The organism is Streptomyces sp. NBC_01478 (assembly GCF_036227225.1).
GTDB lineage: Bacteria > Actinomycetota > Actinomycetes > Streptomycetales > Streptomycetaceae > Streptomyces.
In genome coordinates, this window is record NZ_CP109444.1 from 8,378,657 (window position 1) to 8,398,751 (window position 20,095).

Consider the following 20,095-nt stretch of genomic DNA (forward strand, 5'->3'; position numbering starts at 1 on the left):
CTAACCTCCTAGCCATCACCCTTTCCCGGCAGGAGTACAGGAACCATGGCGAACGCACCGGTCCAGCGCATGTCCCAGTTGATGGCGAAGACGCTGCGCGACGACCCGGCGGACGCCGAGGTCCTCAGTCACAAGCTGCTCGTGCGGGCCGGCTACGTCCGCCGTACCGCGGCCGGCATCTGGTCCTGGCTGCCCCTGGGCAAGAAGGTCCTCTCGAACGTCGAGCGGATCGTGCGTGAGGAGATGGACGCGATCGGCGCCCAGGAGGTGCTGCTCCCCGCGATCCTGCCCCGCGAGCCGTACGAGGCGACCGGCCGCTGGGAGGAGTACGGCCCCGAGCTGTTCCGCCTCAAGGACCGCAAGGGCGGCGACTACCTCCTCGGCCCGACCCACGAGGAGATCTTCACGCTGATCGTGAAGGACCAGGCGTCCTCCTACAAGGACCTGCCGGTCATCCTCTACCAGATCCAGAACAAGTACCGCGACGAGGCCCGCCCGCGGGCCGGTGTGCTGCGAGGCCGTGAGTTCCTGATGAAGGACTCGTACTCCTTCGACACCGAGGACGAGGGCCTCGCCCACTCCTACGCCCTGCACCGCGAGGCCTACCAGAAGGTCTTCGCGCGCCTGGGCCTCGACTACCGCATCTGCGCCGCGACCGCGGGCGCGATGGGCGGCTCGAAGTCGGAGGAGTTCCTGGCCCCCGCCGAGGCCGGCGAGGACACCTTCGCCGACTGCCCGAACTGCGACTTCGCCGCCAACACCGAAGCGATCACATACGAGTTGAAGCCCGTGGACGCCGCCGGCGTGCCCGCGCTCGAAGAGATCCCGACCCCCGACACCCCCACCATCGAGACCCTCGCCGCCCACCTCGGCGTCGAGGCCTCCGCCACGCTGAAGAACCTCCTCGTGAAGGTCGACGGCGAGATCGTGGCCGTAGGAGTGCCCGGTGACCGCGAGGTCGACCTCGGCAAGGTCGAGGCCCATTTCGCCCCCGCCGCAGTCGAGTTGGTGACGGCGGAGGACTTCACCGGCCGCCCCGACCTGGTGCGTGGCTACGTCGGCCCGCAGGGTCTGGGCGACAAGGTCACGTACATCGCCGACCCGCGCGTGGCCCCCGGCACGGCATGGATCACCGGCGCCAACAAGGAGGGCACGCACGCCAAGAACGTCGTCGCGGGCCGTGACTTCGAGGTCGGCGAGTACGTCGACGTCGTGGTCGTGCAGGAGGGCGACCCCTGCCCCAAGTGCGGCACCGGCCTCAAGCTGGACCGTGCCATCGAGATCGGCCACATCTTCCAGTTGGGCCGCAAGTACGCCGACGCCCTCAAGCTCGACGTCCTCGGCCAGCACGGCAAGCCGGTCCGCGTGACCATGGGCTCCTACGGCATCGGCGTCTCCCGCGCGGTCGCCGCCCTCGCCGAGCAGACCGCCGACGACAAGGGCCTGTGCTGGCCCGCCGAGGTCGCTCCGGCCGACGTGCACGTCGTAGCTGCCGGCAAGGCCCTCCAGACCGAACTCGCCCTCGACGTCTCCGAGAAGCTGCGCGCGGCCGGCCTGCGCGTTCTGGTCGACGACCGCGCCGGGGTCTCCCCGGGCGTGAAGTTCACCGACTCGGAGCTGATCGGCGTACCGAAGATCCTGGTCGCGGGCCGTCGCTCCGCCGAGGGCGTCCTGGAGCTGAAGGACCGCAGGACCGGCGAGCGCGAGGAACTGACGGTCGACGAGGCGATCGCACGCCTCACCGCGTAAGCGGCGATCACCGGGGCCTTGTTGAAGCCTCAAGCAATTTAAGATTCCTCTCAGAGAGTTCTCGGGAGGCGTATGGGCGCCTCACAGACTTCTCTCAGGCTGGTCCCCGACCGTAGTACGTGACAGAGCGTCACTGCGGAGGGGAACGGTCATGACAGTCAAGGAGCGTGGGGCCGCTACGGCGGTCCGCAGAGGCAAGCGGCGCATCGCGGCCGCCACGGCAGCGGTCACGCTGGCGGCGGCGGCCGGGGTGTTCGCCCTGGTCGGCACGATGCAGTCGGACGCGGAGGCGGACACGGCGGCGAGCACCACGACGACGACCAGCTCGTCGTCACCCTCGCCGTCCGCCTCTTCTTCAACCTCGTCCACGTCGGACAGCTCGTCCTCGTCCTCGTCCTCGTCTTCTTCATCCTCTTCATCCTCGTCGGACCTCCAGTCGTCCTCGTCCGGTGTGACCTCGTCCTCCGGCGACTCCACCGACTCCACGTCGGGAGCGTCGTGATGAGTACGACGAGTGCAGCGCCCCTGCGCACGACTGCCGCCGCCGACTGGCGCGCCCTCGGGACCAGCGTCCGCCTGGTCGTCACCGACCCGGCCCTGCTGGACTCCTGCAACCTGCTCCTCGCCCGGCACCTCGCCGAGGTCGACGCGGCCTGCAGCCGGTTCCGTACCGACTCCGAACTGGCCGCGCTCGACGCCTCGTTCGGCCGCCCGGTCGCGGTGAGCCCGCTGCTCGCCGAAGCCCTCGCGGTCGCCCTGCGCGCCGCCGAGGCGACGGACGGCGCGGTCGACCCGACGGTCGGCTCGGCGATGAACGCCATCGGCTACGACCGCGACTTCACCCTCGTCCGCGAGGACGACCGCCCGGTCCGGCTCACCGTGAAGCGCGCACCGGGCTGGCGCACGATCGACCTGGACCCCGCGACGGGCACGGTCACCGTCCCGGCCGGCGTCCGCCTGGACCTCGGTGCCACGGCGAAGGCCTGGGCCGCCGACAAGGCCGCCGCGATGCTCGCCGACGTGGCCGGCTGCGGAGTCCTGGTGAGCCTGGGCGGCGACACGGCGGTGGCGGGGGAGCCCCCGGCCGGCGGCTGGAACATCCGTGTCCAGGACGTCACCGGTTCCGTCGACGAGACGCCCGCGCACGGCACGTACGCCACGATCGGCCTGCGCTCCGGCGGCCTCGCCACCTCGGGCACGTCCGCCCGCAACTGGCGCCGGAGCGGCCACGAGCTGCACCACATCGTCGACCCGCGCACCGGCCTGCCCGTCCGCAGCCCGTGGCGCACGGTCTCGGTGGCGGCCGCGACCTGCGCCGACGCCAACGCGGCGAGCACGGCGTCCCTGGTCAAGGGCGCGGGTGCCGAACGCTGGCTGACCCGCCTCGGCCTGCCGGCCCGCCTGGTCGCCCAGGACGGCACGGTCGTCACGACCCCGGGCTGGCCCACCTCCCCGGCGGTCGCCGTATGAGCTCCGAGATCCTCTGGTACGCCAACCGTGCCACCGGAGCCGTCTGCCTGGTCCTGTTCACGGTCGTGGTCCTGCTGGGCATCGCGGTCCGCCTGCGCACGCGACTCCCCGGCCTGCCCCGCTTCGGCACGGTGAACCTCCACCGCACCCTCTCCCTCTCCGCGACCGCGTTCCTGGCGCTGCACATCGCGGTGGCGGTGATCGACGGCTACGTGAACATCACCGTCCTGGACGCGGTCGTCCCCTTCGTCTCCGACTACGAGCCGCTCTGGCTCGGCCTGGGCACGGTCGCCCTCGACCTGATGCTCGCGGTCCTGGTCACCAGCCTCCTGCGGGAACGCATCGGCCACCGCACCTGGCGGGCGCTCCACTGGCTCGCGTACGCCTCCTGGCCCGTCGCCCTGATCCACGGCATCGGCATCGGCACGGACACCGGCACCGACTGGATGACCTGGCTGACCGTGTCCTGCGTGGCCGCCGTGGTCGCCGCCTTCGGTATCCGCCTGGCCCACTCCGCCCGTGACGCCCGCCGCACCCCCGCAGCCCTGCTCCGCACCGCCGAAGGAGCCCGCTCATGACCACCACGACCACGACCTTCACCGACGTCTACATGTCCCCCCGCCTCCTCGCCCCCGGCGGCACCGCGGCCGACCTCGCCACCCACGAACTCCGCTACGGCCCACTGTCGTACGGCGATCCCGACGCCCTGCTGAGAACCGTCGCCGAGTCCGGCCTCACCGGACGCGGAGGCGCCGCGTTCCCGATGTACCGCAAGCTCGTCGCGGTGGCCGACGCGAGCCGCCGCACGGGCCGCGCACCCGTGGTCGTGGCGAACGGCGCGGAGGGCGAACCGGCCAGCCGCAAGGACAAGACACTCCTGCGCCTGTCACCCCATCTGGTCTTGGACGGGCTGCAGTTGGCGGCCAGAGCGGTGGGCGCGGGGGAGGCGCACCTGGCGGTGGAGGACGGTGCCTCCTACCTCGAGTCGGCCCTGGCGCAGCGAAACGATCCGCTGAAGGTGACGGTCGTCCGCCTGCCCAAACGCTTCCTCTCCGGCCAGGCGTCGGCCCTCGCGCAGTACGTCTCCGGGAACGCCCCGCTGCCCCGCCACCAGCGCCCGCCGGTCCGCGAACGCGGTGTGCACCGGGCCCCCACGCTCGTCCAGAACGTGGAAACCCTGGCCCACCTGGCCCTGGTCGCCCGCTACGGCGCCGACTGGTTCCGCAGCGCGGGCACGCCCGCCCAGCCCGGCAGCACGCTGTGCACCCTGCATGTGCCGGGCCGCGAAGTCCGGGTCGTGGAAGCCCCGTTCGGCCTCCCCCTGAACCGACTCCTGCCCCTGCAAGGGACATCGGCGGTACTGGTCGGTGGCTACCACGGCACCTGGATCCCGGCCGCCGAGGCAGCCCAACGCACGCTCGACGCAGCCGACTTGGGAGCAGGCGTCCTCGCCGCACTCCCCACCGACCGCTGCGGAGTGGCCGAAACCGCCCGCGTCCTGCGCTACTTGGCCCTGCAGTCGGCCGGCCAGTGCGGCCCCTGCCTCAACGGCCTCCCGCGCATCGCCTCCGCCTTCCAGACCCTGGCCACGCCCGGCCCCCAGGCCAACACCCGCGAGAACGTGGCCCGTTGGTCGGGCCTGGTCGAAGGCCGGGGCGCCTGCCACCACCCCGACGGCACGGTCCGCCTGGTCCGCAGCGCACTCACTACCTTCGCGGCCGAACTGGACGCCCACGCAAGGGGCTTGTGCACCGCGAGCGACTCGACACCTTTGCTGCCTATTCCGAATGAGGCCCACTGACCATGGACCAGAAGACACCCCAGAAGATCGACATCGACTGGACGTCCTGCCAGGGACATGGCCTGTGCGCGGAACTCCTCCCGGACCACATCACCCTGGACGAGTGGGGATACCCCTTGGTGGACGGAGCCCCAATACCGCCCCGCACGATAAAACGCGCGCGCCGAGCGGCCTCAGACTGTCCGGTCCTGGCCTTGAAACTAACGGCAACTGGAGCGCCCCTTTAGGGGCGCGGGTCTGTATCGATTTGCGGCTCCGCCGCGTGGGCGCGACCAGCCCCAACGCACCCGCAGACCGAAAACAACCTGCCCCCCCCTGAGCTCTACCGCCAAAAATCCATAGCCACCCGCCCCTCAATCCGCCCCCGCTCATCCAACAAACACCCACCCAACTTCACCGGCCGCAACGTCACCGCCCGATCAACAATCTCCAACCGAGACAACTTCGCCACCATCTCGCTCTCCAACCCCACCGCATCCCCCGGAGACCGCAACCACACCCCGACCAGCAAATTCGCCGCCCCGCTGACTGCCGCGCACATCCGCACCTCAGGAAACCGACCGAGCGTCCGAGCCGACCGCTCCAACTGATCCGGCGGCACCCGCAACCACAGCAACATCGTCACCGGCGCAGGAGACAGAGACCGAGCTATCTCACACCGCAGCCGAATCACCCCACCCGCCAGAGCCGCCCCCAAATGCCGCCGGACGGTACTCGCGCCAACCCCCAGCCGCGAAGCCAACTCCGCATGTGAGGCACGGGCGTTCTCCCCAAGGGCAAGCAACAGGTCACGATCCAGCTCCCCGAACCGCGGTGACATCCCGGGCGAGGGCTCCGCCGCCATGAGCAACCTCCGCTGCTCACGCGAGATCGCCCGCACCTGCCACCGACTCCCCTCCGCATACATCCGCGGCGCCACCAACGTCCGAGTCCCCACCACGCCCCGCAGCCCCGAGACCCGGTCGACGACATACCGGGACACCCCCTCCAGGCTCGACGCCACCAGATGCAGCACCAGATCGCAGGGCCCCGCCACATAGTCGACGGCAGTCAACTGCGCGTCGCCGGCCACCGTGCGCGCCACCCGCATCGCCTCGCCGGGCGCGCAGTCCACCTGCACGAACGCGAAGGCCAGCCGTTCCCCGACCGCCGCGCCCGGATAGGCGGTCAGCCACGCCTCACGCCGCTCGACCAGCCGGTCCCAGTGCCGGGCGACCGTCACGGGCCCGACCCCCAGCGCTCTGCCGATCAGCGACCAGGGGGCGCGCGGCCGGAGCTGCAACGCGTTGACCAGAGCGAGGTCGGATTCGGACAGCATGGCGGATCCCTCGGATTGGCGGCCGTTGTACGGCGGATCTCTCCAGAATTTGCTGCGGTGATGCACCGCCCTCTCATCATTACCGACCAGAAGCGCGGTCCGTACGGCGCCCGGCGCACGAGCGTCCGCCCGGCTGGGCAGCGTCCTGGAGTTGCGGGAGTGACCTACGAGGGGAACAGGATGACTCTGAGAGACGACGCCGGCGAGCTCCAGGGCGAACTGGCCGTCCTGCGCCGGGCGTTGCACCAGGAACCGGAGATCGGCCTGCACCTGCCGCGAACGCAGGAGAAGGTGCTGGCCGCGCTGGACGGACTGCCGCTGGAGATCAGCACCGGCACGTCACTGTCCTCCGTGACGGCAGTCCTGCGCGGCGGTGGCGGCGAGCCCGGCGGCCCCGTCGTACTGCTGCGCGGAGACATGGACGGTCTGCCGGTCACCGAGCGCACCGGCGCGGAGTTCACCTCCCGGATCGACGGCGCCATGCACGCCTGCGGCCACGACCTGCACACCGCAGGACTCGTCGGCGCCGCCCGGCTGCTCGCCGGTCGGCGCGAGAACCTCGCCGGGGACGTGGTGTTCATGTTCCAGCCGGGGGAGGAGGGCTGGGACGGCGCCGGGCACATGGTCGAGGAGGGCGTCCTGACGGCGGCGGGCCGCCCGGTCGACGCGGCCTACGGACTGCACGTCAGCTCGTCGTCGTACCCCACCGGCGTCTTCAGCTCCCGCCCCGGCACGCTGATGGCGGCCTCGGCGGGCCTGCACGTGCGCGTCGTAGGAGCGGGCGGGCACGGCTCGCGGCCGCACGCCGCGCTGGACCCGGTGCCGGTGGCCTGCGAGATGGTCACCGCGCTGCAGACGATGGTGACCCGGCGCTTCGACGTCTTCGACCCGGTCGTGGTCACCGTCGGCACGTTCCACGCCGGCACCCGGCGCAACATCATCCCGGACGACGCCGTCTTCGAGGCGACCGTCCGCACCTTCACCCCGGCCGCCGCCGAACGCGCCGCCGAGGTCGCCGTACGCCTCTGCGAGGGCATCGCGGCGGCCCACGGCCTCACCGCCGAGGTCGAGTTCGTCCCCGAGTACCCGGTCACGGTCAACGACGTCGCCGAGCACGACTTCCTCGCCGACACCGTCCGCGAGGCCTTCGGCGAGGAGCGCTTCGAACCACTGGCCGACCCGATCACCGGCTCGGAGGACTTCTCCCGGGTCCTGGACCGGGTGCCGGGCGCCTTCGTCTTCCTCGGCGCCGACACCACCGGCGACCCGGAGACCGCGCCCGGCAACCACTCCCCGCTCGCCGCCTTCGACGACAGCGTTGTCTCCGACGGCTCCGCCCTGCTCGCCGAACTGGCCGTCCGCCGACTGGAACGGCTCAACTCCCTTGCCAAGGAGGCGTAGTGCGCCCCTACCACCTGATCCCCGCCGTGCCCGCGCTGGCGCTGGCCCTCATGCCGTTCCTGCCGTTCGTGAACACCGACGGGCTGTGGTTCGGTCTGCCCCGGATGCTCGTGTGGGGCGCGGCCTGGTGCGTGATGTGCACACCCGCGCTGCTGCTGACGGAGCGTCTGATGGCGCGCGACACCGCCGAGTTGACGGAGACCACCGCGATCGCCGAGGGAGTCGACCAGTGACGACCATCCTGATCATGACGTTCACCGGCATCGTGCTGATCGGCGTCCTCGGCTTCGCCGGCCGCCGCAAGCCCGCCGCCGACCTGTCCGAATGGGCCGTCGGCGGACGGAACTTCGGCGCGGTGAGCATGTGGTTCCTGCAAGCCGGCGAGGTGTTCACCACCTTCACCTTCCTCGGCATGGCGGGCCTCGCGTTCAGCGGCGGAGTGGCGGCCCTCTACGCCCTCCCGTACGTCCCCATCGGCTACATGGTGCTGTTCTTCCTCGCCAAGCGCCTGTGGTCGCTGGGCAAGGAACGCGGCTACCTCACCCAGGGCGACTACCTGGAGGACCGCTACGACAGCAAACTGCTCGGCACGGTCGCGGCCGTCCTGGGCGTCGTCTTCGTCCTTCCGTACCTCCAACTCCAGATCACCGGGCTGGGGTTGATCGTCCAGCTGGTCACCGGCAACTCGTCCTCCGGCACCCTCAGCATGATCATCGGCAGTGTGCTGGTCGTGGCCTTCGTCCTGTGGGCGGGCCTGCACGGCGTCGCGATGACGTCGTACTTCAAGGACGTCGTGATGCTGGTCGTCCTGGGTGTACTCCTCGTCGCCATCCCCTCCCACTTCGCGGGCGGAGTCAGCGCGATGTTCCACCGCATCGACAAGCTGCACCCCGAGATGCTGACGATCCACGCGGGCCCCGCCGACCAGGTCTGGTTCACCACAAGCATGTTGGTCAGCGCGATCGGCGTCGGCCTGATGTGCCTGCCGCACGCGTGGCCCGCCGTGATGTCCGCCCGAGACCCGAAGGTCCTTCGTCGCAACTACACCTGGATGCCCCTCTACGAACTCTGCCTCCTGATGCCGATCATCGTCGGCTTCGCCGCCATCCTCGTGCTCAAGCCGGGCAGTTCGGCCAACGGCATCCTCCTGACCCTGAGCAAGCAGGTCCTCCCCGCGTGGGCGACGGGCCTGGTGGTGATCGCGGCCATCGCGACGGCGATGGTCCCGGCCGCGGGCATCCTGATCGGCATCTCCTCACTGGTGGCCCGCAACATCGCCCGCGTACAGGGCGAACGCACCCAGTTCTGGATCAACCACGGCACGGTGGTGGCGGCTTGTGGCCTGTCCCTCCTCCTGGCGATCTTCCGCCCCGACCTGCTGGCCAACCTGCTCCTGCTCACCTACAGCGGCACCGTCCAACTGGCCCCCGCCATCGCCCTGGGTTTCCTGACCCGCCGTCCGGTGGGCAAGGTCCCGGTCCTGGCGGGCCTCTTCGTGGGCGAACTGGCCGTCATCTGGCTGACGTTCTGGAACAAGGACCTGGCAGGCAACGTCAACGTGGGCCTGATCGGCCTGGCCGCGAACCTGATCGTCCTGACCCTAACGGCACCCGCGGAACGCCTCCTGGCCCGCAAGACGTCCCCCAACTCCGAGACAGACGAGCAGGTGGCGGTCACCGCATGAGCACCCCGGCAGCAATCCGTACGGTCTTCAGCGGCGGCCTGGTCTTCGACGGCACCGGCGCGGACCCCGCCCCCGCCGACGTAGTGGTGGCCGATGGCCGCATAGTCGACGTCGGAACGGGCCTGGACGGCGACACCCAAGTCGACTGCACAGGCCGCACGTTGCTGCCGGGCCTGTTCGACTGCCACGTCCACCTCACGCTCAACGGCATAGGCCTGCTGGGGGCGTTGCAGAAGCCGTTCTCGTACCAGTTCTACGAGGCGGCGGTGAACCTGCGCCGCACCCTCGAAGCGGGCATCACCACGGTCCGCGACGCGGCGGGAGCGGACCTGGGCATCAAACAGGCAGTGGAGGACGGCCTGTTGACGGGCCCCCGGGTCCAGATCTCCATCGGCCTGATCACTCAGACCGGCGGCCACGGCGACCCCTGGATGCCCTCGGGCCAGTGCGCCGGCCTCGCCGTACCGCACCCGGGCCGCCCACCCGCGATGGCCGACGGCCCCGACGAGATGCGCCGCACCGCCCGCACCCTGCTGAGGGCCGGCGCCGAGGTCCTCAAGGTGTGCACCACCGGCGGCGTCCTCTCCCCACGCGACGACCCCCGGCACAGCCAGTTCACCCCGGCGGAACTGGACATCCTGGTGACCGAGGCGACCGCCCAGGGCCGCTACGTCATGGCTCACGCCCAGGGCGCCGAGGGCATCAAGAACGCCGTCCGCGCCGGCGTCCGCTCCATAGAACACGGCATCCACCTGGACGACGAGGCGATCGACCTCATGCTGCAACACGACACCTGGCTGGTCCCCACCCTGATCGCCCCGGTGTCGGTGATCCGCGCGGCCGAGTCCGGCATCCAGATACCCGAAGCCATGCTCCGCAAGGCCAAGGAGGTGACCGAGGCCCACGCCGACTCGGTACGCCGAGCCGCAGAAGCAGGCGTCCGCATAGCCATGGGCACAGACAGCGGCATCGGCCCCCACGGCACCAACCTCGACGAACTCCCCCTGATGCAGGCCTGCGGCATGACTCCGGGCGAGGTGCTGGCGGCGACCACATCTTCGGCCGCGCGCCTTCTGGGCTACGACGACCTGGGCAGAGTAGAGCCGGGACGCCGAGCAGATCTGGTGCTCGTAGAGGGCAACGCCTACGACCTGACGGCACTGCCCGGCAACATAACGGAGGTATGGAAGGACGGAGTCCGGGCGGCCCTGTAAAGCAACGGGGCCAAGTGTTTTTAGGGGCGCGGGGCTGTGTCGATTTGCGGCTCCGCCGCGTGGGCGCGCCCAGCCCCCACGCACCCGCAGAAAACACACGACCTAAAGCCACCCGGCAAATTCCAGCAACAACTCGGCATCCCGAGGCCGCCCCACGCGCAGTGCCCGCACCCCGGACTCCACAGCCCGAAACAACGTCCACCCCCGCAACCGCTCCTGATCCACGTCCAAGGACTCGGCAAGTCGCTTGACCCGCCGCCGAGTTGTAGAAGCCCCCGAGGGCGTAGCGATCAGATCCTCAACCCGATCCCGGACCAACCGAGCCAGATCAAACGCACACTCACCCACAACCGGATCCGGCCCCACGGCAAGCCACGGCACCCGCTCCCCGGCCAGCACCTTGCTCTGCCGAAACGTCCCGTGCAGCAACCGAACCTCGGGCGGCGCGGCCAACAACTCCTCCCGCGCATCCAGCGCGGCCGAGACCAGCGAGGCGACCTCCGCCCCACCGCCCCGCATGGCGACCGCCTGCCGCCCCGTCCGCTCGGCCACCGTCTCGAACGCGTGATCACCGGGCGGCTCCACCCACAGCCGCCGCAACGTCCCCGCCGCCTCCAGCAACGCCTTCGCCTCGGGCAACGACCGCACCGACACATCCGGATGCAACCGCTCCAGCACCAGCACACCCTCGGCGGCGAACGGTTCGGCCAACTGCACGGCACCCAGCCCGCCCCAGCGGGCCAGCGCGGCCCGCTCGCTCTCGGGACGAGCCCGACGCGGGGCGAGTTTCAGCACCGCCGGGGTCCCGTCAGGCCTCCGCACCAGCACGACCAGGCTGCTGCGCCCACCCGGCACCTGCACCCGCTCCACGGTCAACTCGCGTAGATCAACGGCATGTTGGGCCAGCTCGGGCAGCTTCTCCAACCAGTCGTCACCGCTCGGTGCCGTCTCCCCGAGCGCCCTCACCAGACGCCGCGGCGGTTCGAAAGCCATGCGCGAGTTGTTCCCTTCCTACGGTCCTGCCGTCCTGCGTCCCCGTACGGATTACGCCGTGGGTGTCGCCGAGGCCGTGGGAGTCGCGGCCCGCTCGGCGAGACCAGGGAAGGGTACGCTCCCGCCGCGCCAGCGCACCGCGCGGACCGCCGCTTCCCGCAGCGCTTCGGCCGCCGTGCCGCGCACCCCGTCCGTCGACGCCCGCACCAGGTCGGAGTAGACCCCGGCCACCCGGTCCTCCAGCTCCGCTGCGAGTTGTACGGCGGCCGCCGAGTCCGGCACCGGGAACGGCAGCGCGTACCCGGCGGACGCGGCCACGGGCTTGCCGCCCAGGTCCCGCACCTCGCGGACCAGGGCGTCACGCCGGGCGCGATGGGCGTCGTAAGCCGCCTTGGCCTCGATGCGCCGGCCCTCGCGGATACGGCCGCCGACCACGCCGTAGCCGTACACCGCCGCGTGCTCGGCGGCCAGGGCCGCCTGCAGCGCGGTCAGTTCCGCGGCCTTCTCCTCGCTGCTCACTTGGCGTCCTCCGTCAGCAGATACGCGTGCGCGGCCCCCGCGGCGGCCACCGAGGCCAGCAGCCGGGCCAGTTCACCGGGCAGGTCGAGCAGCGCCTTGGCCCGCCGGTCGGCGAGACTCCGCTCGGCGGCGGCCAGCCCGGCGAGGGCGTCGCTCGCGGTCGCGGGTACGGCCGTGGCCGAGGCCGACGGTGAGGCAGTCGCCGTAGCGGACGGTGTCGAGCCGGAGCCGCCGAAAGCCGTCGCGTGGCGGACGACCTCCGCCCGCAGCGGATCCAGGCGCTCCGCCAGCGTCGGGTACGCGGCCAGGACCGCGTCGTAGCGCTGGAGGAGGGTCCGGCTGTCGGCGGCCGCACGCGCGCGTGCGTGTTCGGCGGCCGACTCGCTGCCGCCCGTGGTCTCGGAGTCGTCGGCGTTGCCGGAGCAGCCCGCCAGGAGGGCGGCTCCGGCGGCCGAGGCGAGCAGGCTCCTTCTGCGCGGCCCCGGGAGGGTGCGCGGAGGTGGGGGGAACGGCACGGCAGATCGTCCTCGGGGGGCTCGTACGAACGAAAAGGCGGGCGAGAAGGCGGCAAGGGCGGCACGCCCGTGATCACGGTACCCGCGCAGCCCCCGGACTCACGTCACCGGCTCGTGGTCCTACCCAGGGGCGCGGGGAACTGCGCGGCCGGCCGCCACCAACTCGCACCCGCCCGACCACCGCGACCACCCGAGCTCAAAGGCGCCCCGGTCCACCGCCGGAGGCACACGTGGACGGCAACACACCCTGGGACCGGATACCCTTTGAGCAGACACGCGCCCTACCCACAACAGCACACGCGGCCGAGGAGTCACCCGGATGAGCACGACCCAGAGCGAGAGGCTGCGAGAACTGCTGGAACCGCTCGTCGGCTCCCAGGGACTCGATCTCGAAGAGGTCGCGGTGGACTCGGTGGGACGCAAGCGGGTGCTGCGCGTGGTCGTCGACTCGGACACGGGTGCCGATCTGGACCAGATCGCGGATGTGAGCCGCGCGCTCTCCGCGAAGCTCGACGAGACCGACGCGATGGGCGCGGGCGAATACACCCTTGAGGTCGGGACACCCGGTGCCGAGCGCGAGCTCACCGAGCACCGTCACTACGTACGCGCCACCGACCGGCTGGTGAAGTTCCAGTCGGCCGAGAGCGGTGAGCTGGTCGCCCGGATCATCAAGGTGGACGACGACGGCATCGACGTGGAAGTGCCCGGCGTGAAGGGGCGCAAGCCCACCGCCAGGCGGCTCGCCTTCGCGGACATCGTCAAGGCCCGCGTCCAGGTCGAGTTCAACCGCAAGAACAAGACCGACGACATCGAAGACAACGAAGAGAACGAAGAGGAGGCGTAGCCGTGGACATCGACATGAGTGCCCTGCGGGGCTTGGTGCGGGAGAAGGAGATCTCCTTCGACCTGCTGGTCGAGGCGATCGAGTCGGCGCTCCTCATCGCCTACCACCGCACCGAGGGAAGCCGCCGCCACGCGCGCGTGAAGCTCGACCGGGAGACCGGTCATGTGACCGTGTGGGCGAAGGAGGACCCCGAGGACCTGGAGGAGGGGCAGGAGGCGCGCGAGTTCGACGACACCCCGTCCGACTTCGGCCGGATCGCCGCCACCACCGCCAAGCAGGTCATCCTGCAGCGCCTGCGGGACGCGCAGGACGACGCGACGCTCGGCGAGTACGCGGGCCGTGAGGGCGACATCGTCACCGGAGTCGTCCAGCAGGGCCGCGACCCGAAGAACGTGCTCGTCGACATCGGCAAGCTGGAGGCCATCCTGCCGGTGCAGGAGCAGGTCCCCGGCGAGACGTACCCGCACGGCATGCGCCTTCGGTCGTACGTCGTCCGGGTGGCGAAGGGCGTGCGCGGTCCGTCCGTGACCCTGTCCCGTACGCATCCCGCCCTGGTGAAGAAGCTGTTCGCCATGGAGGTGCCGGAGATCGCCGACGGGTCGGTGGAGATCGCCGCCATCGCGCGCGAGGCCGGCCACCGCACGAAGATCGCCGTCCGCTCCACCCGCAGCGGTCTGAACGCCAAGGGTGCCTGCATCGGCCCCATGGGCGGCCGGGTGCGCGCGGTGATGGGCGAGCTGAGCGGCGAGAAGATCGACATCGTCGACTGGTCGGACGACCCGGCCGAGATGGTGGCCAACGCGCTCTCCCCGGCCCGGGTCTCCAAGGTCGAGGTGGTGGACCTCGCGGCCCGCTCCGCGCGCGTGACGGTGCCGGACTACCAACTGTCGCTGGCGATCGGCAAGGAAGGGCAGAATGCCCGACTTGCGGCCCGGCTCACGGGGTGGCGGATCGACATCCGTCCGGACACCGAACAGCCGTCCGACCAGGCCGGGGAATAGATCTCGGCCGCGAGTGGCTTAGATCACGACAACAACCGTTCGATTCTTCCCCCGCAGGGGTGAGGTCGGTGCGGGGAGGTAGACTTAGCAGTGTCTGGCCGGACGCGAGCCCGCGCATGCCCTGAACGCACCTGTGTGGGGTGCCGGGAGCGAGCGGCCAAGAAAGAACTGCTGCGGATCGTGGCGGTCGAGGGCGAATGCGTCCCCGATCATCGCGGTACGCTGCCCGGCCGGGGTGCGTATCTGCATCCCGCCCTGGTCTGTCTCGACCTGGCGGTACGTCGCCGGGCGTTCCCACGGGCGCTGCGTGCCCAGGGACCGCTCGACACAAAGACGTTGCGTCTCTCCGTCGAGCAGGCAACACCGTAAGAGCGAGTCGTACGGAACCTCCGTGCGGCCCGGTATTCCGCGAGTTGGAAGTAGGTCGAGATTGCGATGAGCACTCGATGAGCACGCGATGAGTACGCCCATGAAGTAGCGACGGTCCGGACGCACCCGGACCTAAAAGGAGCGAAGTGGCTAAGGTCCGGGTATACGAACTCGCCAAGGAGTTCGGGGTGGAGAGCAAGGTCGTCATGGCCAAGCTCCAAGAACTCGGTGAATTTGTCCGTTCGGCGTCCTCGACGATCGAGGCGCCCGTTGTACGCAAGCTGACAGACGCCCTCCAGCAGGGCAGCGGAGGCGGCAAGCCCGCCCCCGCGCGCAAGGCTGCCCCGGCACGTCCGGGAGCCCCCTCTCCGGCGCAGGGTGCCCGTCCGGGTCCTGCCGCCCCGCGTCCGCCGGCCCCGAAGCCGGTCGTCGCCGAGAGCGCCGCCGCGGCTCCCGCGGCCCCGTCCGCGCCCGCCGCACCGGCCTCCACCGGTGGCCCCCGTCCGGGCCCGCGGCCCGCGCCGCGTCCGGCCCCGGCCTCGCCGGCGCCGACCACGCCCGAGTTCACCGCGCCTCCGGCGGCACCCGCGGCTCCGGCCGCCCCTGCCTCCACCGGCGGCTCCGGTTCCGCCCCCCGTCCGGGCGCCCCGCGTCCGGCGAGCCAGGCTCCCCGTCCGGGCGGTGCCCGTCCGGCCGGTGGTCCCGGTCAGGGTGGTCAGGGTCGTGGCGACCGTCCCGAGCGCAGTGACCGCGGCGACCGTCCCGGCGCACCGCGTCCGGCCGGTCAGGGCGCGCGTCCCGGTGCTCGTCCGGCCGGTCCCCGTCCGGGCAACAACCCGTTCACCTCCGGTGGTTCCACCGGCATGGCGCGTCCCGGGGCTCCTCGTCCCGGTGCCCCGCGTCCCGGCGGTCAGGACCGTCCCGGTGGTGCTCCCGGCGGCGCTCCGCGTCCGCAGGGTGCCGGTCAGGGCGGTCCCCGTCCCCAGGGCGCTGCGGGCGGTACCCGTCCGGGTGCTCCCGGCGGCGCGCGTCCGTCCCCGGGCGGCATGCCCCGCCCGCAGGGCGGCGCTCCGCGTCCCGGCGGCGGCCCCGGTGGCAACCGTCCGAACCCCGGCATGATGCCGCAGCGTCCCGCTGCGGGTAGCCCCCGTCCCGGTGGTGGCCCCGGTGGCCGCGGTCCCGGTGCCGGCGGCGGTCGTCCCGGTGGTCCGGGTGGCGGCGGTGGCGGTCGTCCCGGTGGCGGTGGCGGCGGCGGCTTCGCCGGTCGTCCGGGTGGCGGCGGTGGCGGTTTCGCCGGTCGTCCCGCGGGTCCCGGTGGCGGTGGCGGCGGTTTCGCCGGCCGTCCGGGTGCTCCCGCCGGTGGCGGCGGTGGCCGTCCCGGCTTCGGCGGTCGTCCTGGTGGTCCGGGTGGCCGTGGTGGCACACAGGGCGCCTTCGGTCGTCCCGGTGGTCCCGCGCGTCGCGGTCGCAAGTCGAAGCGGCAGAGGCGCCAGGAGTACGAGGCCATGCAGGCCCCGTCGGTCGGCGGTGTGATGCTGCCTCGTGGCAACGGACAGTCCGTCCGTCTGTCGCGCGGTGCGTCCCTCACCGACTTCGCCGAGAAGATCAACGCCAACCCGGCGTCGCTCGTCGGCGTGATGATGAACCTCGGAGAGATGGTCACTGCCACGCAGTCCGTCTCCGACGAGACGCTGAAGCTCCTCGCGGACGAGATGAACTTCGTCCTCGAGATCGTCAGCCCCGAGGAGGAGGACCGCGAGCTGCTCGAGTCCTTCGACATCGAGTTCGGCGAGGACGAGGGTGGCGAGGAGTTCCTCGTCGCGCGTCCGCCGGTCGTCACCGTCATGGGTCACGTCGACCACGGCAAGACCCGCCTTCTCGACACCATCCGCAAGACGAACGTCGTCGCGGGCGAGGCCGGCGGTATCACGCAGCACATCGGCGCGTACCAGGTCGCGACCGAGGTCAACGGCGAAGAGCGTCGCATCACCTTCATCGACACCCCGGGTCACGAGGCGTTCACCGCCATGCGTGCCCGTGGTGCCAAGTCGACCGACATCGCGATCCTCGTGGTGGCGGCCAACGACGGTGTGATGCCCCAGACGATCGAGGCGTTGAACCACGCCAAGGCGGCCGACGTGCCGATCGTGGTCGCGGTCAACAAGATCGACGTCGAAGGTGCCGACCCGACCAAGGTGCGCGGTCAGCTCACCGAGTTCGGTCTGGTGGCCGAGGAGTACGGCGGCGACACGATGTTCGTCGACATCTCCGCCAAGCAGGGCCTCAACATCGAGGCTCTCCTGGAGGCCGTGGTCCTCACCGCGGACGCCTCGCTCGACCTGCGGGCCAACCCGGAGCAGGACGCGCAGGGTATTGCGATCGAGTCCCACCTCGACCGTGGCCGCGGTGCCGTCTCGACGGTCCTGGTCCAGCGCGGCACGCTGCGCATCGGCGACACCATGGTGGTCGGCGACGCGTACGGCCGTGTCCGGGCGATGCTCGACGACAACGGCAACAACGTCGAGGAAGCGACTCCGTCGACTCCTGTCCTGGTCCTGGGTCTCACCAACGTCCCGGGCGCCGGCGACAACTTCCTGGTTGTCGACGAGGACCGTACGGCGCGTCAGATCGCCGAGAAGCGGGCGGCGCGCGAGCGCAACGCCAACTTCGCCCGGCGTGGAGTCCGGTTCTCCCTGGAGAACCTGGACGAGGCGCTCAAGGCCGGTCTGGTGCAGGAACTCAACCTCATCATCAAGGGCGACGCGTCCGGTTCGGTGGAGGCTCTCGAGTCCTCGCTGCTCCAGCTCGACGTCGGCGACGAGGTCGACATCCGCGTCCTGCACCGCGGCGTGGGTGCGGTCACCGAGTCGGACATCGACCTGGCGACCGGCTCCGACGCGATCGTCATCGGCTTCAACGTCCGCGCTGCGGGCCGCGCGGCGCAGATGGCGGAGCGCGAGGGCGTCGACGTCCGGTACTACTCGGTGATCTACCAGGCCATCGAGGAGATCGAGGCGGCCCTGAAGGGCATGCTCAAGCCGGAGTACGAGGAGGTCGAGCTCGGCACGGCGGAGATCCGCGAGGTCTTCAAGTCGTCCAAGCTGGGCAACATCGCCGGTGTCCTGGTCCGCTCCGGAGAGGTCAAGCGCAACACCAAGGCGCGCCTCGTCCGCGACGGCAAGGTCATCGCGGAGAGCCTCACCATCTCCGGTCTGCGTCGCTTCAAGGACGACGTCACCGAGATCCGCGAAGGGTTCGAGGGCGGTATCAACCTCGGCAACTTCAACGACATCAAGGTCGACGACGTCATCGCGACGTACGAGATGCGCGAGAAGCCTCGCGGCTGATCGACACAGCACGCGATCGGGGCCGGTCGGCGGGGACACAATTCCGTCGATCGGCCCCGGCCGTTGCGTGTACGGTTCCTGTATCGGCGTCCGAGACCGGCGCCCATACCCCGAACCGGCGGGACATCCGGACACACATGTATGTGGGGACTCTGTCCTTCGACCTGCTCCTCGGCGACGTCCACTCGCTGAAGGAGAAACGCTCTCTCGTCCGTCCGATCGTGGCCGAACTCCAGCGCAAGTACGCGGTGAGCGCGGCCGAGACGGGCAGTCAGGACCTGCACCGCAGAGCCGAGATCGGGCTCGCGGTGGTCTCCGGGGACACGGGACACCTCACCGACGTACTGGACCGCTGCGAGCGACTCGTCGCCGCGCGGCCCGAGGTGGAACTGCTCTCCGTTCGACGCAGGCTCCACAGCGACGAAGACTGACGCAAGCAGCACGAAGTAGTTACTAAGGAGACGGACCAGTGGCCGACAACGCGCGCGCCAAGAGGCTGGCGGACCTCATCCGAGAGGTGGTGGCCAAGAAGCTGCAGCGCGGGATCAAGGACCCGCGGCTCGGCACCCACATCACCATCACGGACACCCGCGTCACGGGTGACCTGCGGGAGGCGACCGTCTTCTACACGGTCTACGGCGACGACGAGCAGCGCGCCGAGGCGGCCGCCGGTCTGGAGAGCGCCAAGGGCATCCTCCGCTCCGCGGTGGGCACGGCGGCCGGCGTGAAGTTCACGCCGACCCTCACCTTCGTCGCGGACGCCCTCCCGGACACCGCCAAGACCATCGAGGACCTCCTCGACAAGGCCCGGCAGTCCGACGAGAAGGTGCGCGAGGTCTCGGCGGGCGCCGCCTACGCGGGCGACGCGGACCCGTACAAGAAGCCCGGCGAGGACGACGACGAGGACGACGCCTCCGAATGACCGAGAAACCCCGGACGCCCGACGGCCTTGTCATCGTCGACAAACCGTCGGGCTTCACTTCGCACGACGTGGTCGCCAAGATGCGCGGCATCGCCCGTACCCGCCGCGTCGGGCACGCAGGCACCCTCGACCCCATGGCGACGGGCGTGCTCGTCCTCGGAGTCGAGAAGGCGACAAAGCTCCTGGGCCATCTCGCGCTCACGGAGAAGGAGTACCTGGGCACGATCCGCCTGGGCCAGACCACCCTGACCGACGACGCCGAGGGCGAGATCACGGGGTCGACAGACGCCTCGAAGGTCACCCGGGACGCCGTCGACGCCGGGATCGCCAAGCTCAGCGGCCGGATCATGCAGGTCCCGTCCAAGGTCAGCGCCATCAAGATCAACGGCGTGCGCTCGTACAAACGGGCCCGCGACGGCGAGGACTTCGAGATCCCCGCCCGCCCCGTCACCATCTCCTCCTTCGCGGTCTACGACGTCAGGGACGCCGTCGCCGAGGACGGCACCCCCGTCCTGGACCTGGTGGTCTCGGTGGTCTGCTCGTCCGGCACCTACATCCGGGCCCTGGCCCGTGACCTGGGCGCGGACCTCGGTGTGGGCGGTCACCTCACCGCTCTCCGCCGTACCCGCGTGGGCCCGTACAAGCTGGACACGGCGAGGACCCTGGACCAGCTCCAGCAGGAACTGACCGTGATGCCGATCGCCGAGGCGGCCGAGGCCGCGTTCCCGCGCTGGTCCGTGGACGACCGGCGGGCGAAGCTGCTGCTCAACGGAGTCCGCCTGGACATCCCCGAGGAGTACACGGGCGCCGGCGCGGTCGGCGTCTTCGACCCCGAGGGCCGCTTCCTGGCGCTCGTGGAGGAACAGAAGGGCAAGGCCAAGAGCCTCGCGGTCTTCGCCTGAGAGCCACGCAGAGGGTGAGGCCAGGGCCCGGGCGGGTCCTCAACTC

The 20,095-nt window shown here is 70.8% G+C and carries 21 protein-coding genes; 16 read left to right on the forward strand and 5 right to left on the reverse strand.

What is annotated here, in order from left to right; all coding sequences use genetic code 11:
- Positions 1–45 precede the first annotated feature (45 nt).
- Positions 46–1,749 (forward strand): proline--tRNA ligase, encoded by a 1,704-nt coding sequence (locus OG223_RS37970; RefSeq protein WP_329258747.1) that lies wholly within the window; start codon positions 46–48, stop codon positions 1,747–1,749.
- Positions 1,750–1,830: 81 nt separating this feature from the next.
- Here the strand turns inward: OG223_RS37970 and OG223_RS37975 are convergent, their stop codons facing one another.
- Positions 1,831–2,235: a hypothetical protein gene (locus OG223_RS37975; RefSeq protein WP_329258749.1), complete on the reverse strand. Its 405-nt coding sequence runs from the start codon at positions 2,233–2,235 to the stop codon at positions 1,831–1,833.
- Between the two features lie 15 nt (positions 2,236–2,250).
- On the opposite strand from OG223_RS37975, the gene OG223_RS37980 reads away from it, so the two are divergent.
- From OG223_RS37980 to OG223_RS37995, 4 genes are read left to right on the forward strand one after another with little or no spacing between them, the layout of a single operon-like run.
- Complete coding sequence (locus OG223_RS37980) at positions 2,251–3,219, forward strand: FAD:protein FMN transferase (protein ID WP_329258752.1); 969 nt, start codon at positions 2,251–2,253, stop codon at positions 3,217–3,219.
- Complete coding sequence (locus OG223_RS37985; protein WP_329258755.1) at positions 3,216–3,797, forward strand: ferric reductase-like transmembrane domain-containing protein; 582 nt, start codon at positions 3,216–3,218, stop codon at positions 3,795–3,797. The genes OG223_RS37980 and OG223_RS37985 overlap by 4 nt, the downstream gene beginning before the upstream one ends.
- Positions 3,794–5,020: an NADH-ubiquinone oxidoreductase-F iron-sulfur binding region domain-containing protein gene (locus OG223_RS37990; RefSeq protein ID WP_329258757.1), complete on the forward strand. Its 1,227-nt coding sequence runs from the start codon at positions 3,794–3,796 to the stop codon at positions 5,018–5,020. Before OG223_RS37985 ends, OG223_RS37990 begins: the two co-directional genes overlap by 4 nt.
- A gap of 2 nt (positions 5,021–5,022) precedes the next feature.
- Positions 5,023–5,247: a ferredoxin gene (locus tag OG223_RS37995; RefSeq protein ID WP_329258760.1), complete on the forward strand. Its 225-nt coding sequence runs from the start codon at positions 5,023–5,025 to the stop codon at positions 5,245–5,247.
- 95 nt (positions 5,248–5,342) lie between these two features.
- Here the strand turns inward: OG223_RS37995 and OG223_RS38000 are convergent, their stop codons facing one another.
- Positions 5,343–6,338 (reverse strand): Lrp/AsnC family transcriptional regulator, encoded by a 996-nt coding sequence (locus OG223_RS38000; RefSeq protein WP_329258763.1) that lies wholly within the window; start codon positions 6,336–6,338, stop codon positions 5,343–5,345.
- Between the two features lie 180 nt (positions 6,339–6,518).
- Here OG223_RS38000 and OG223_RS38005 point away from each other — a divergent pair, with 180 nt between their 5' ends.
- The 4 genes from OG223_RS38005 to OG223_RS38020 are packed head-to-tail and all read left to right on the forward strand — an operon-like array spanning position 6,519 to position 10,637.
- Positions 6,519–7,739: a M20 metallopeptidase family protein gene (locus OG223_RS38005; RefSeq protein WP_329258765.1), complete on the forward strand. Its 1,221-nt coding sequence runs from the start codon at positions 6,519–6,521 to the stop codon at positions 7,737–7,739.
- Positions 7,739–7,972: a hypothetical protein gene (locus OG223_RS38010; protein ID WP_329258768.1), complete on the forward strand. Its 234-nt coding sequence runs from the start codon at positions 7,739–7,741 to the stop codon at positions 7,970–7,972. Before OG223_RS38005 ends, OG223_RS38010 begins: the two co-directional genes overlap by 1 nt.
- A complete protein-coding gene (locus OG223_RS38015) occupies positions 7,969–9,423 on the forward strand; it encodes a sodium:solute symporter family protein (RefSeq protein WP_329258770.1) in 1,455 nt (484 codons plus the stop codon). The genes OG223_RS38010 and OG223_RS38015 overlap by 4 nt, the downstream gene beginning before the upstream one ends.
- The gene (locus tag OG223_RS38020) at positions 9,420–10,637 is read left to right on the forward strand and encodes a metal-dependent hydrolase family protein (RefSeq protein WP_329258773.1); all 1,218 of its coding nucleotides are present in this window, start codon (positions 9,420–9,422) and stop codon (positions 10,635–10,637) included. Before OG223_RS38015 ends, OG223_RS38020 begins: the two co-directional genes overlap by 4 nt.
- 102 nt (positions 10,638–10,739) lie before the next feature.
- Here the strand turns inward: OG223_RS38020 and OG223_RS38025 are convergent, their stop codons facing one another.
- From OG223_RS38025 to OG223_RS38035, 3 genes are read right to left on the reverse strand one after another with little or no spacing between them, the layout of a single operon-like run.
- Complete coding sequence (locus OG223_RS38025; protein ID WP_329258776.1) at positions 10,740–11,630, reverse strand: aminoglycoside phosphotransferase family protein; 891 nt, start codon at positions 11,628–11,630, stop codon at positions 10,740–10,742.
- A gap of 51 nt (positions 11,631–11,681) precedes the next feature.
- Positions 11,682–12,149: a ferritin-like domain-containing protein gene (locus OG223_RS38030; protein WP_329258779.1), complete on the reverse strand. Its 468-nt coding sequence runs from the start codon at positions 12,147–12,149 to the stop codon at positions 11,682–11,684.
- The gene (locus tag OG223_RS38035) at positions 12,146–12,664 is read right to left on the reverse strand and encodes a hypothetical protein (RefSeq protein ID WP_329258781.1); all 519 of its coding nucleotides are present in this window, start codon (positions 12,662–12,664) and stop codon (positions 12,146–12,148) included. Before OG223_RS38035 ends, OG223_RS38030 begins: the two co-directional genes overlap by 4 nt.
- 319 nt (positions 12,665–12,983) lie before the next feature.
- Between OG223_RS38035 and rimP the strand changes: the two genes are divergently transcribed.
- The 7 genes from rimP to truB all read left to right on the forward strand — a co-directional run bounded on the left by rimP (position 12,984) and on the right by truB (position 20,049).
- Positions 12,984–13,508: a ribosome maturation factor RimP gene (rimP, locus tag OG223_RS38040; RefSeq protein WP_329258783.1), complete on the forward strand. Its 525-nt coding sequence runs from the start codon at positions 12,984–12,986 to the stop codon at positions 13,506–13,508.
- 2 nt (positions 13,509–13,510) lie between these two features.
- Complete coding sequence (nusA, locus tag OG223_RS38045) at positions 13,511–14,509, forward strand: transcription termination factor NusA (RefSeq protein WP_329258785.1); 999 nt, start codon at positions 13,511–13,513, stop codon at positions 14,507–14,509.
- 90 nt (positions 14,510–14,599) lie between these two features.
- Entirely contained in the window at positions 14,600–14,878 is a 279-nt protein-coding gene (locus tag OG223_RS38050; protein ID WP_329258788.1) for a YlxR family protein, read from the forward strand.
- Between the two features lie 146 nt (positions 14,879–15,024).
- The gene (gene infB, locus OG223_RS38055; RefSeq protein WP_329258790.1) at positions 15,025–18,225 is read left to right on the forward strand and encodes a translation initiation factor IF-2; all 3,201 of its coding nucleotides are present in this window, start codon (positions 15,025–15,027) and stop codon (positions 18,223–18,225) included.
- A gap of 137 nt (positions 18,226–18,362) precedes the next feature.
- The gene (locus OG223_RS38060; protein ID WP_019064765.1) at positions 18,363–18,656 is read left to right on the forward strand and encodes a DUF503 domain-containing protein; all 294 of its coding nucleotides are present in this window, start codon (positions 18,363–18,365) and stop codon (positions 18,654–18,656) included.
- A 38-nt stretch (positions 18,657–18,694) separates the two neighbouring features.
- On the forward strand, positions 18,695–19,147 hold the full coding sequence (gene rbfA / locus OG223_RS38065; RefSeq protein WP_329258793.1) for a 30S ribosome-binding factor RbfA: 453 nt from the start codon (positions 18,695–18,697) through the stop codon (positions 19,145–19,147).
- Positions 19,144–20,049 (forward strand): tRNA pseudouridine(55) synthase TruB, encoded by a 906-nt coding sequence (gene truB, locus OG223_RS38070; protein ID WP_329258795.1) that lies wholly within the window; start codon positions 19,144–19,146, stop codon positions 20,047–20,049. The genes rbfA and truB overlap by 4 nt, the downstream gene beginning before the upstream one ends.
- Positions 20,050–20,095: the final 46 nt, after the last annotated feature.

Excerpts from the sequence above, each read along its gene's own strand:
- OG223_RS37970 (WP_329258747.1), top strand. The coding sequence starts at position 46 with ATGGCGAACGCACCGGTCCAGCGCATGTCCCAGTTGATGGCGAAGACG.
- OG223_RS37980 (WP_329258752.1), top strand. The coding sequence starts at position 2,251 with ATGAGTACGACGAGTGCAGCGCCCCTGCGCACGACTGCCGCCGCCGAC.
- OG223_RS37985 (WP_329258755.1), top strand. The coding sequence starts at position 3,216 with ATGAGCTCCGAGATCCTCTGGTACGCCAACCGTGCCACCGGAGCCGTC.
- OG223_RS37990 (WP_329258757.1), top strand. The coding sequence starts at position 3,794 with ATGACCACCACGACCACGACCTTCACCGACGTCTACATGTCCCCCCGC.
- OG223_RS37995 (WP_329258760.1), top strand. The coding sequence starts at position 5,023 with ATGGACCAGAAGACACCCCAGAAGATCGACATCGACTGGACGTCCTGC.
- OG223_RS38000 (WP_329258763.1), bottom strand. The coding sequence starts at position 6,338 with ATGCTGTCCGAATCCGACCTCGCTCTGGTCAACGCGTTGCAGCTCCGG.
- OG223_RS38005 (WP_329258765.1), top strand. The coding sequence starts at position 6,519 with ATGACTCTGAGAGACGACGCCGGCGAGCTCCAGGGCGAACTGGCCGTC.
- OG223_RS38020 (WP_329258773.1), top strand. The coding sequence starts at position 9,420 with ATGAGCACCCCGGCAGCAATCCGTACGGTCTTCAGCGGCGGCCTGGTC.
- OG223_RS38025 (WP_329258776.1), bottom strand. The coding sequence starts at position 11,630 with ATGGCTTTCGAACCGCCGCGGCGTCTGGTGAGGGCGCTCGGGGAGACG.
- rimP (WP_329258783.1), top strand. The coding sequence starts at position 12,984 with ATGAGCACGACCCAGAGCGAGAGGCTGCGAGAACTGCTGGAACCGCTC.
- OG223_RS38060 (WP_019064765.1), top strand. The coding sequence starts at position 18,363 with ATGTATGTGGGGACTCTGTCCTTCGACCTGCTCCTCGGCGACGTCCAC.
- truB (WP_329258795.1), top strand. The coding sequence starts at position 19,144 with ATGACCGAGAAACCCCGGACGCCCGACGGCCTTGTCATCGTCGACAAA.